A 13,046-nucleotide genomic window follows, 5' to 3' on the forward strand; every position below is an offset into this window, starting at 1 on the left:
TAAGTACGCGAGGGCTCTGCGGTTGAATTGGCTCATCGTCATCACAGTTCTTAAGCTCGCGTTCGGCGCGGGGCTCCTGTGGCTGGCCGTCGTCGTTGTCCGCGAGAATCGCCGCAGCCGCATCAACCGCATCACGGCGTTGATGCTCTTCTTCGCGGGGCTGGGTCCTATTTTTGCCGCCGTCGGCATCACGCTGCGCCCCGATGAGCCGGCAGCGTACTTTACCACGCAACGATTCCCTTACAGCCTGGTCTATGTCTGGGAACTGTTCTTTCCGCAACTGCTGCTGTTTGCGCTGACGTTTCCGGTTGAGCATGGATGGGTGGCGCGTCATCGCCGCCTCAAGCTCCTGATATTTCTTCCGCACGTCGTGCACGTCATCCTGATGGTATTCTGGACGACGCCGGATTTTTCCTGGCTCCTGTTGCGCACGGATTCGCAGCTGGTCCAGCTTCTGCTGGCGCCGGTCAATCTCGTGTTGGGCATGCTCGCGTTCGCGCTCTCGCTGATCTTCCGTTCGCACATCAAGCTCTTCTCGCTGGTGAACCTGTGTTACATCGCGTTGGCGGTGGCAGCGCTCATTCGCGGCTATTCACGGCAGATCAATCCGCAGCTGCGCGACCAGGTGCGCGTGCTCATCTGGGGGATCCTGTCCGCGGTGGGACTCTATGCAGTGGCGTTCAGCGGGCCCGCGCTCGGCCTCTACACCCTCCCCTATCCAGCACACATCACGCTCTTTCTGGGCGGACTGTTCATTGGCGCGATGGCGATCTCGTGGTCGATCATCCGCTACCAGTTTCTCGACATCCGGCTGCTCGTCCGCGAATCGCTCGTATTCACCGTCTCCTCGGCGCTGCTGGTCGGCGCCTATCTGCTGCTGGTCACCAAAGTCTCAGTCCTGATCAAGGATCTGCTGGAGATTCAATCACCCCTCGTCGACGTCGCCTTCGTTCTGTTGCTGCTCATCTTCTTTCAACCGCTGAAGGACCGCATCGATGACGCCATCAAGCGGCTGTTTCTGCGCAGCCGGACCGATCCGCGCGCGATCTTGGAGTCGTTTTCGCGCACGATCACGTCGGTTTTCGACATGGGGGAGATGAAACAACGCATCACCAACGTCATCTCCGGGCAGTTGATGATTGAACGCGCGATCCTGGCATCGCGCGACGATGCGACCGGACGGTTTCGCCTGGAGTTGGCGGGTTTGGACAGAGAATTGCTCTCGCCCGACGATCCGTTCTTCGTGACCCTCACCAGCCGGGCGCGGCCGGCCGCATTCGCGGAATTCCTGTTGGAACAGTCGCAGACGCCCGTGATCGAAATCCTGGCGCGCTGGCGCTGCCGGCTGGTGGTGCCGGTCATCGACCGCGGCGAACTGCGCATGGTGCTTTGCCTGCGCGACAAAATCTCCGGTGCGCGTTACACCGGCGAGGACATCAATCTTCTCGCCACGCTGGCCAATCAGATGGCGGTCGCGCTGACCAACGTGTCGTTGTATCGCGATGCGCTCGAGCGTCAGCGTCTGGAAGACGAGATGAATGTGGCGCGGCGCATCCAATTGCAGTTGCTCCCGAAGGCGCCCCCGCAGGGGGCGTCATTCCAGATCGCCGCGTTTTCGCATCCGTCTCGGCAGGTGGGGGGCGACTACTACGACTTCTTCGAACTGGCAGTGAATCGGCTGGGAATGGTCATTGCCGACGTCTCCGGCAAGGGCCTCGGTGCCGCCCTACTGGTCTCGCAGTTGCAGGCGGTCTTACGATCGGAGCTGCGTGTCCGACGGGCTGTCTCCGATTATGTGGCCAGTGCGAACGATCAGATCTTTCGGGTCACCAGCTCCGATCAGTACGCGACGCTGGTGTATGCCGAATTCGATCCCGTCACCGGACGGCTGGAGTATTCGAACGCCGGGCACAACTACCCGGTTGTGGTTCGTGCCGATGGTGAGGTGTCGTTCCTGGATCGGGGTGGGCTGGTCATCGGCGCGTTTGCGCAGTCGGCGTACGACATCGGCCGTGTTCAATTGCAGCCGGAGGACTTGTTGTTGTTCTTTACCGATGGGCTCAGTGATCTGCGCGATCGTCACGGGGCCGACTTCGGCGAAGAACGGATCGTTCGCTTCCTGCGTGACCGTCGGCACTTGACCGCCGACACGCTCAAAAACGAACTGGTGCGGGAGGCGTCGGAGTTTGCCCACGGAGAATTGGGATTCGATGATTTGACGATGATCGTGATGAAATTGTCGCCGCCGGCGACCTGACGTACGATCCATGTCGTCGGGGAAAATTCAAATGTCGGCATCTCTGACAACGGGTTATAATCGAATACTTGGCCTGGGCCCGTGTTCGCTATGCATGATTCGGTGATGAGCGAGAGTTTTCGATTCTGCCCTCTGTGCGCGTCGGGGCTGAAGCCCGTTGCGGATGGAGGGAGGACCCGGCCAACGTGCGAACAGTGCGGTTTCGTGCACTATAGTAATCCCACGCCGGCAGCCGGATGTCTCGTCAGAAGGGACGGCGCCATACTACTTGTCCGCCGCGCCGTCACGCCGCGGCGCGGCGACTGGACATTGCCCGCCGGGTTTGTCGAATACGATGAATCGGCCGCCGAATGCGCCGCCCGCGAGGTCGCCGAGGAGACAGGGCTCGCGGTACGGGTTGGTGGGCTGTTGGGTGTCTACCCGGGCAATGACGATCCTCGCCATCCGGTCGTGCTTATCATCTATCACGCAGACGAGTCCGGTGAGGGCGTCTTACGACCCGGCGACGATGCCGACGATGCCCGTTTCTTCAAACCCGATGACGTTCCGAACAACATTGCTTTCCGCGCGCATCGTCAGGCGTTGGCCGATGCATTGGATGGGTCGGGGCTTGATCCCGCCGGACAGACACGGAGCAGAGCCGACCGATGAATCGATCCGGCCTTGCATTCCTCTGTTGCCTCCGTATCACTCTATCCATCGGTGTCTTATCGCTGACCGTATGGCCGGTTCCTTCGTCAGCGCAGGAACCCGACAGACTGGGGACACTGGTAGCCGAGACCGAACGCTTTGTTTGGATCACTGCGCAGGGTGATTCGATCACCGGACGGCACGATCACATGGGCATTCTGCCGTCGGATCGACAGTTGCTCTCTTCTGTTTTCACCGGGGCAGGGTTGGTCTCAGATGGGTCAGTTCTCGCTCCCGAAAACCTCGCAGTCGAAGTCAGCATTGCGGGACAACAAATGGTGCGGGTGTCGTTTTCGCGTGCCGCCGGCCATGGCTACCCGATGCCTTTGCGCTGGTCGACGGTCGGCGACGCGCGCATTGACGCGGCTGAGTTCTGGGCAGGCAGTGTCTTCAGTTTCAATGGTCCCGTCATGATCGCCGGAGAAGTGGCCGGGAATGTGATCGCCATCGGAGGCGACATCACGCTGCGAGAAGGTTCGGTTGTCCGAGGAGCGGTAGTGGTCGTTGGCGGCATCCTTCGCCAACGCGGAGACGCCAAGGTTTACGGCGGCGTTTTTGCACCCGCAGGGCACCGGCGGCCGCGCCTGTCGATCTCTCGCGCCTGGGAATTCGAGGACGAGGGTTTCAGTTGGCGCCCGGACCTCGCCTACGACCGTGTCGACGGATTCCGGCCGGGGGCGTCGGTCCGTTGGCGCAGCACGCCGTTCGCCCCGCAATTTGAAGTGTTCGGTGCGTATGCATTCACGTCGGAGACGTGGCAATACCGTTTCGAAATGCGGCAACGGCTCATGCGCACCGCCGATATTGAGGCACGCCTGGCGATCTTTCGCCAAACACAGCCCGACGAGCAACCGTGGATACCGGGCGCGGAGAATTCGATCTTCGCTCTGGTGGCCGGTTCCGATTATCGCGATTACATGGGTGTCGACGGAGGCGAAGTCGCTGTCACATACAAATACCGCGAGCGCGGTGTGCTCTCGGCCGCCTATCGCAATACCGATTATCGCCGGCTCGATGCCGATCCCGACCTGTGGCACTTGTTCCGTCCCGACCACGACTTTCGCGCCAACTTTTCGACGCTCGACAGCGCGCTGCTCGACACGGCGCGCATCGAGCGCAACACGTCGGCACTGCTCCTTTCGCTGCGCGTTGACCCGCGCGAACAGATGCGTGACTTCGTGGGGTTCAATGGATCGCTGGAACTCGTGTACGAAATCGCCGGTGGTGGGCTGGGCGGCGACTTCGACTATGACCGGATCACATTCAGGGGCCGGGGGTGGTGGGATACCGGCCGATGGCATCGTATTTCACTTTTTGCCTTCTATGGGAACAGCAGACGCGACCTTCCCCCGAACAAACATTTTTTCCTGGGCGGAGTCGGAACCCTGCGCGGGTATAGCGGAAGAGCCTACCCCGGAACCGAGGCACTCTTTGCCACGTTCGAATACCGGTTCAGTTATTGGGAAAACGATGTCTTTGACGGGGCGATCATATTCTTCTCCGACCTGGGAAACGCCACGTTCGCCGATGACCTCTGGGACCTCAGTGACTTTAAGTCGGACATCGGCTTGGGGTTGGGCCTCGGACGGGCCATCCGGGTCGACATTGCCAAAGGGTTGGATCGTTCCGATCGAGATCTGCGTGTGACCGTCCGTCTCGCAAGCTCCTTGTAGTCATCGTCTTCGCTGCAGCTAACCGGCGCGCCACGATGTCGATTGGACGCGTGCTGTCCTCGATTGCACCCTGCCGTACCGGCGCAAATTGCTGTCCGGCGCGGGCTTCAGAACCTCTCCGGCGCTGTCGATAATCTCCTACAGGGTGATGTCTTACCCGAACGCACCGGGGGAATCGAAACTATGCGCACCGTCAAGGATCAGCAGACCAGGAAGGGCAGACGGGACTCTTTCGGGGCGCCCGCGGGTGCCGGTGTCAAGACAGAGAATCCCAATTCATCGATCTTCGATGATCTTTCTGATTTGGACCGCCCGTCGAAGGGGACAGCCGAATCGGGTGAGCCGCCCACCCTGCGACCGCGGAATCTGGAAGCGTTAATCGACATCTCCAAAGCCATCAATTCGACGCTCGTTCTCGATGAAATCCTCAAACGCGTCATGAACCACGCCATCGAGCTTTTGAACGCCGAGCGGGGATTCCTGATGCTGTTGGACGACGAAGGCGAGTTAAAAGTCCGCATCGCGCACAACATCAAAAAGGAATCGCTCAGCAGTGCCGCCGATTTGCAAATCTCGCGCACGGTGGCCGACCGCGTGGCGGCCAAGGGGCAGTCGGAATACACCTCCAACGCGCAGGAAGACTCCCGTTATGCGGGCTCCCGTTCGGTTGCCGAACTGGATTTGCGCTTCATTATCTGCGTGCCGCTGAAGTTGCGCGAGCGTGTGATCGGCGTCTGCTACCTGGACAACCAGTCCCGCGCCGGACTCTTCGGCAAAAGCGACCTGCGGCTCTTTGAGCTGTTTGCCGAGCAGGCCGCCATCGCGATAGAGAACGCCAAGCTCTATGAGCGGCTCCTGTCGTTAACCCGTTACAACGAAAACGTCGTCAACAAGACGCCGTTGGGTATCGTGGTCGTCGACGACCAATTGCGCATGATCACGATCAATGACGCCGCGCAGCAAATCTGGCGCAGCCCCGACCGACTCTGGGATGCCAGGCAAATGGTCGATGAGTCGCGCTCGCTGCTCGACATCGTACCCGAATCGGACCGGCCCTGGTGGGAGCACACGCTCTCGGAAGTCCTCAGCGGACACAAGCCGTTGACAAAAGACAAGTACTTCCTGAAAATCGGCGGGCGCGAGTCGGTGCTGTCGATCAAGATATCCCCGCTCAACGGCATCGAAGGCGAAAAGCAGAAGATGATCATCGTGACCGAGGACATCACCGAAAAGGTGGTGATGGAAAAGTTCGTCAACCTCTCCGAACGAATGGTCGCCAAGGGAGAGATGGCGGCTTCCATCGGGCACGAACTGAATAATCACCTCGAGATTCTATCGGCGCACGCCGAGCTGTTGCCGATTCATCTGCGCGCGAACCACCTCGGCAAGATTTCAGAGAGCTGTCAGAAAATTCAGGATTCCATCGACGCCATGGCGCGGTTTACCCGGGGGCTGATGGACTACATCCAACTGGATACCGAGCTGGTCGAGCAGAATGTCCAGGAAGTGATCGAGGAGCATCTGTTCACACTGCGTCCGTTGCGCGCGTTTGCTAGCGTGCGCTTCCACTGCGACTTCCGTCCCGAGTTGCCGCCGGTCAAGCTCGATGTCGGACAAATCCATTCGGTATTGCTGAATCTCTACAACAACGCCGTGGAGGCCGCCCAGCCGGGGCGTCCGCTGCAGGTCGACATTGCCGCACAGACGTGCACGGATGAACCGTGCATCGAACTGACCATTCACGACAACGGGCAGGGAATGTCGGCCGAAGTACGGCAACGATTGTTTGAGCCGCGTTTCACCACGAAAAAGGACGGGCACGGGCTGGGTTTGGCTAACTGCCGCAAGATCATCGAAAATCACGGCGGCACCATCCGGTGCGAGAGCCGCGCCGGCCAGGGCACGACCTTCTTCATTCGGCTGCCGATCAGCCAAACGTACTCGTCGTTTGATAGTTAAGCCCCGGCGTCCTTCTCCAACCGGGCCCGAGCACTCGTCGGGGATCGCGCCATGTCCGAGCAATTAATTCCCATCGGCACGTACAAGGGAACCGCTGTTGCACAAGGCGGGTTCGGTCGCGTTTATCGTGTCGCTCTTCCGGACGGTCGACCGGCTGCGCTAAAGTGGATTGATGCGACGGCAGACGACGGCGCACGCCGCTCACTGCAACACGAATTCAACGTCCACGGCACGCTGCATCATCCGCAATTGCCGAAGGTCCGGGACTTCGGAATCGCCGACGGACGCCCATTTCTGGTCATCGACTGGATTGACGGACGGTCACCCACGGAGTGTTCAGAGGACGAGTGCGACTTTGGGTCGCTGCTGCGACACCTGGCGCGTGTGTTGTGGTTTGTGCACCGGCGCGGCTGGGTTCATGGCGATCTAAAACCGGAGAATCTGCGCTGGGGTCTGTCGAACGGGGAGCCGCTGCTGTACATGCTGGATTTTGGGTTGGCGCGACCCATCGGGGACGATTCCCGCCCGCGAGGCGCCGGAACGGTCGGCTATTGCGCACCGGAATTCCTCAACCTCCAGTCCGCCGACGGTCGCGCTGACTGGTACTCAACAGGGGTCATACTCTATGAGTGGCTCTTCGGGACGAGGCCGTTTGCATCCGATGAACCGGCCACGGAAATCGCCGGTCATCTCGAGACCCGGCCCGATCTCACGCGAACGCCACGCAGGCGCGCACCGGCGTGGGCAGCGGACGTCGTCGCGCGACTGCTGGCGAAGTCCCCCGATGAACGCGGCGCAGACGAGTGGGACTTGCTGGATTGGATTTCGCAGTACGAACCGTCGGTCGATCCGGCACGGTTGCTCAACCACGATCTTCAATGGCATCTGAGCAGTGGGATGACGTGCCTCTCGGATGCTGAGAAAGCCGTTGTCGAAACGATTGTCGACACGCTCGAGTCCGGCGCCGTCTCCGAATGGCGGATCGGCACCCAATTAGATGACCCGGGCCGTTTGGCACGATTTCTCATCAGCCGTTTGTCGGCTGGCGGTTGGTCGATAGCGGATGCCGTGAATCTCCTGGATCCTGATCTGGCCCGCCAGGGAAGGTCAAACGATGCACCGATCAAGCTGGATGCCTCACGTATAGAAGCTGGGAGATCGCTCCGGGCGTCGGTTTCCGTTGCACCGCTCCCGATTAGGGATGCAGAGTTAGGCACGCCTCCGGTCGGCTTACACAGCGCGTGCATCAACCTCCTCCCCTGGGATGGCAATCGTGTTCACGACTTTCTTCGAGGGTTGACGGGGGAAGACGAAACGGTCCGATCGCTTGCCGATGACATGCTGCTTGTGACCGGCGGGCTGCCCGCGGCGATCTCGGCACTCACAAACATGCTGATCGATACGTCAGCCATGTACGTCGGTGACCGGCAGTGGTCTGTCGACGAAACCGCTGTGCTGGCGTGGCCATCTGCGGAGGCCGCGCGATTGTGCTTTGACCGATTGATCGGCGCTCTTCCCGACGACCAGCGGCAGCTCTGCCTTTGGCTGGCGCTCGGACGAGGATACGGGTGTTCTTCGCTGCTGCCGGTGCTGGCGACCGACAATGCCGGTCCCTTGCAACAGACGATCGGACAATTGGAATCCCGTGGAATCGTCGTCATGAACCGGCTGCCTGAACAGTCGGGATCATTGGACATGCGGTTGCGAATCCCGGCGTGCAGAGATGCCATTCTTGCCGGTCTGTCGGCTGACGACCGCCGTCAGAAGGCCGCGGCCCTGGCCGATCGCATGTCGGAGCATCCCTGTGCCCCGGCCGATCTCTATCACGAAATCCTGGCACGATGTTGGGCCGACGCGGATGAGTTGGAGAAGTCGTCTGAGCAATTCGTTCAGTGCGCCGCAATCGCGGTCGCGTCCGATGAACGCCAGAGGGCGGGACGATTGATCGCCGATGCCGAGCGCGTTGCCGAGTCGATCCCCGATGCCAGGGTGCGCGCGTACTGGTATGGTCGCGCCCGCATGGTGCGCGCGGATCGCCTGAAAGCAGCCGGTGAAATCGACGGTGCCGGGGCCATCTATCGCGAACTGCTGGCGGTCGGCAGGCACTACCACGACCGGCACTTGTTGGCGGAGACGCTCTCCGATCTGGGCGATCTGTACCGTCAGACTCGGCGGTTCGAAAAGGGCATCCGTGTCTTGCGCCGTGCGCGGCTCATGTGGGGCGAAATCGGCGACCGTGAACGGGAGTCGCGCGCAACGATGAACTTGGGCAACATGTATTGGGTGTCCTCCGACCTGACCCGCGCCCAGCAGTTTTATGAGAACGCGCTGGTCATTCAGCGCGAGTTGGGATCGCACAAATTGGCGGCAACCACCCTTTCAAATCTGGGCGCGATCCACCTGTTTCGTTACGAGTACGACGCCGCCGAGACTTGCTTTCGAGAGTCCTATGCCGAGCACGACCGGCTGAATGTGCCTGTCGAAAAGGCGCGTACCCTCAACAATCTGGGCGGCATCGAGTTCCTGCGCGGACGGTTGGACACCGCCGAGCAGTACTTCTTACGTGCCGCTGACTTAAATCAGGAGGCCGGCGCCCAGGCGGAAGAAGTGTTCAATCACCGCAACCTGGTCGAAGTCGCGCTGGAACGCGGCGATTTGCGCAGCGTGGTCACACGCGGCAGCAATGTGCACGGCGTGGCCCGTGATTTGGGTGACATCGCCACGGCCGCCGAAGTCGGGATCCTGTTGGCGGAGGGGTATCTGCGGGCCGGCGACTTCCGTCGCGCACGCCAGTATTTGGACGATGTCCAGCAGGCATGCCGCACGATCACCAACGTTGATCTTGCAGTTCAGGCGGCGATGCTCTCCGCCGCATTTCCATTGCGACTGGGACAGAATCGCATCGCCCGTGATTTATTGGATTCGAGTTGCCCGCATCCGGAGGAACTGTCCAACAGGCATTTGCGCCTGGACCTGACGATCCTGCGCATGCGTCTGGCGCTCCGCGAAGAGAATCCGGCGGACGTCGACACGCTCTGGAACACCATCCAGCAGGAATCGCACGCCACCGGCACGCCACACAAACTGGCGCTCGCCGTCTGCGTGCGTTTGCTGGATTCGCCTCATGACGATGTCTTCGCCGGGGCGTCCGGGATGATCGACGCATTTCTCGGAGAATTGCCGCAATGGCACTGGGTCGGTGAGTACCTGACTTGGAAGGCGCAGGACGCACTGCGACGCGGCGACACCGGCCAAGCCGAATCCTTCGTGGCCGATGCCGTTTCGCGCCTGCGCCGTGATGGAAACTGGGATGCCTTGTGGCGGGCGTTGGGCGTCGCCGGAGAAATCGCTCACGCGCGGACCGACTACGAGCCGGCGGTTACGGCATTCGACGAGGCGCTGCGCATCCTGCAGGCGATCGGACGGACAATTGATGACGAAGCCGGTCGCGACAGCTACGGGCGGCATCCGATGGCGGTGTCGCTGACTCGCTCCCGCGAGCGGATCATGGAATTGGTGGGTTGATGGATGGGGACAAAAAAGGAGCGGCCGCCGCTGTAACGACGGCCGCTGGTGACGGAAGGAAGTTGATCAACCGCCGCCGACGCTGATTCCGATCGGGGCCAGCTTGTCCTCCAGGACCTCAACTTCCAAGGTGTAGACCTCCATCAACTCACCTCCCTTCTTCTTGGGGTTTCAGGTGGTTGACTGAGCCGGACACCCGCCGACTCATATCTGCACGACATCAATCATCTATCTCGATGAATCCTCCCGACTTGGTCCTGTTTCGTTCTGACTCCAAACATGCACAACCGCTGCATGTTAACGCAGCGGGAATTGATTGACCTCCAACGTCCAAGCACTGCAAGATAGGAAATAGATCGCCGCAGGCAGGACCCGTCGGCGGGACAAGTAAGCGAGATTCCACCTTCGGATTCCGAATAAACATATGTCGCGCTGGCCGATACGTCAAGCGTCGATAGCGATTCATTAAACGCGCGGGACCAGCAAGCACAATATGGACACAGGATGTGGTATAACGTTGCCAGGCAAGCACTACCGGACGTGTAAACTACATCGCGGCGTAACGATCTTGAGGAGCTACCACCACGACCAGAATTCGACCCGGATGAAGTGCATCAAACGCCGGGCGACCAACGAGAGGATGGGCCGCTTACCACACGCGACTTTTGCATATCCGGTCATGCCAGGTTGAAGAAGACGCGCAGCGTTATCGAGTTCAGTCGTGACCAGAAACTCGCGTTGTGAACTGGCGGTATCGGCGCGGCTGGCGATGGTGATGACGCGGCCATGAAACGTGTCGCGCGGTCGCGAACGCACCTTCAACGACACTGGTGCATCGTGTCCCACATCGGCGATGTCGTCCTGATCGACATACAATCGCAGCCGGACCGGATCGAGATCGGCCACTTCGACGAGGGTGCGATCATGCTCGACGCGTGTGACGATTCCCTCGATCGGTGACAGGATCGTTGAGGACGCGATCTGGATCTGCAGAAATTCGACCTCGGCATCAAGCGCGGCAATCTGCGCTTCCTTGACCGCCAGCTCCTCCGCCTTGGGTCCGGCGATCAGGAGGTCCAACTCGCTCTGCTTGGCATCACGCGCCGACCCGGCCATTTCCCGCTCGGTGCGGCGCGCGTCGAATTGCTCCTGCGCGATCAGTTGCCGGTCCAACAGACGCTGCCCACGATCCAGTTCCGCCTGCTTGTTGCCGACCTGTGCTTCCAGCTCGGAGAGTTCGGCGCGCAACTGAAGGATCCTGTCTTTCTGTGGTCCGGATACAAGAACACTGCGCTCGGCGATGATGCGATCGCGTTCCGCGGTCTTCTGCATCAGCAGCGCACGGTACCGATTAGAGGAGATCACCAGCAGCGTGTCGCCGCGCGCGATCGGTTGATTCGGCGCGGCCCGCAGCTCGTAGGCGATGACCGAGAAATCGGCGGCGTTCGCCTGCACGACGGAACGCTCGCGGCGCTCCTGCGGGTGGCTGATAAATAATTCGGTCTCAATGGTTCCGCTCGCCGAGTTGCTCACCGTGTACCGCGCGCTCGCCTCGACCTCGCAATGCGATCCGACACGCCGTTCCAGCTTGATCACAAACGACAGAGCAACGACAAGGATGATCGTGCCCCAGACGACAATCGGCTTAGCGAGACTCGTCGGGGCTTGTGCGTCTTCGGCACCATCCCCTGACGACTCCGCACGTGTGTCGGACTTGGCGGAGCCCGATGTCATGGCAAGCGCCATCACCGAGGCAAACAGCAGGAGCACTCCCGCCAAACCCCAGTGGCCGTGGAGGAAGCGCACGGCGTGATACCCCAGCCAGCCGACCAGAGCGCCCGTGTACAGCGCCGAAGCGATGCCATAGATTCGATACGCCAACCGATGGCGTGTCTCGTCCGTCGACAGCGTGCGCGCCCGGCCCCAGAGCCAGGAGTGAATCACGCCGCGCCAGTAGGCAAACGACTTATCGCGGAGATTGGGAATGCCGAGCGCATCCACCAATAGATAGTAACCATCCAGCTTGATCAGCGGATTGAGATTGAAGAGAAACAGTAACAGCGAGATCGCCGGGATCACCCACAGGAAATCCGAGAGCCAATTCCCCGGTTCGACAACCCGCCACATGAAGACCGCCACGGCCGTCAAAAGCCCCTGAAAAAACAGCCCCGCCAGCCCGACATAGACACGCGGACGGCGCCCACTCAACAAGTAACTGTCGGAGATGTTGCTGTAGAATGACGGCTGGAAATAGAGTAGCAGGAATCCCATCTCATGGATGCTGCCGCCATAGTATTTCAACGTCAGCGCGTGTCCGAATTCGTGCACGATGGCAATGACGAAAATGGCGGCGAGCACGAGTGGAATCGAGGTCAAACGCCAGATATCGGCGAGGTTCGATTGCCACAGCGACTGCTGCGATGACGCAATGGCGGTAGCACCGGCCATCAACAACAGCACGATGACGACCGATCCCGGCGCGAAAAGGAAACGCAAACGCCTGACCCATCGTGACAGAGCGGCGTCGGGATCAAACGCTTTGATCGGTATCATCCAGAGCGATCGCCGCCGAATATGGATCGGGTTGTTGCGATAACGTTCCAGTGCCGGTCCCTCGAAAAACAACAGCCGCTCCATCCGCTCGAAGAACTGGTGCGCGACTTCCAGCCGCAGCTTGATACCGAATCGTTCCTCGGTGAGTCTCGCCGCCTCGGCGATTGAGGTGCCCCCATCGGCGCGCGTGAGCATGTAGTGCTCAGGAGCGCGCAGGCGAAAGAAGCGCCCGGTCAGTGGGTCCTTGACCACATAGAGGGTGCGCGCACCGTCGGATTCGGCGTGCACGATCAAATCTGAGCGAAGTCTCAGAAGGCGCTCACTCATGTGAATGTCTCCCCGCCAGCGAGAGAGTAACGCGCCCGCCGTTGCAACGGCAAGACGTTTTG

General features: G+C 60.5%; 6 protein-coding genes. 5 read left to right on the top strand and 1 reads right to left on the bottom strand.

The features are described from left to right. The first annotated feature begins 22 nt into the window (after positions 1–22). The 5 genes from VGB22_02440 to VGB22_02460 all read left to right on the top strand — a co-directional run bounded on the left by VGB22_02440 (position 23) and on the right by VGB22_02460 (position 10,104). Positions 23–2,257, top strand: coding sequence for a SpoIIE family protein phosphatase (locus VGB22_02440; GenBank protein ID HEX9750138.1), 2,235 nt, complete (start codon positions 23–25; stop codon positions 2,255–2,257). 204 nt (positions 2,258–2,461) lie between these two features. Then, on the top strand, positions 2,462–2,908 hold the full coding sequence (locus VGB22_02445; GenBank protein ID HEX9750139.1) for an NUDIX hydrolase: 447 nt from the start codon (positions 2,462–2,464) through the stop codon (positions 2,906–2,908). Then, on the top strand, positions 2,905–4,620 hold the full coding sequence (locus tag VGB22_02450; protein HEX9750140.1) for a BamA/TamA family outer membrane protein: 1,716 nt from the start codon (positions 2,905–2,907) through the stop codon (positions 4,618–4,620). The genes VGB22_02445 and VGB22_02450 overlap by 4 nt, the downstream gene beginning before the upstream one ends. Before the next feature lie 183 nt (positions 4,621–4,803). After that, positions 4,804–6,579, top strand: coding sequence for an ATP-binding protein (locus VGB22_02455; GenBank protein HEX9750141.1), 1,776 nt, complete (start codon positions 4,804–4,806; stop codon positions 6,577–6,579). Positions 6,580–6,630: 51 nt separating this feature from the next. Further along, positions 6,631–10,104: a serine/threonine-protein kinase gene (locus VGB22_02460; protein ID HEX9750142.1), complete on the top strand. Its 3,474-nt coding sequence runs from the start codon at positions 6,631–6,633 to the stop codon at positions 10,102–10,104. Between the two features lie 576 nt (positions 10,105–10,680). Here the strand turns inward: VGB22_02460 and VGB22_02465 are convergent. Further along, entirely contained in the window at positions 10,681–12,984 is a 2,304-nt protein-coding gene (locus VGB22_02465) for an efflux RND transporter periplasmic adaptor subunit (GenBank protein ID HEX9750143.1), read from the bottom strand. Between the last annotated feature and the right edge of the window lie 62 nt (positions 12,985–13,046).

It is taken from the genome of Candidatus Zixiibacteriota bacterium, assembly GCA_036397555.1.
In the GTDB taxonomy this organism is placed as follows: domain Bacteria; phylum Zixibacteria; class MSB-5A5; order WJJR01; family WJJR01; genus DATKYL01.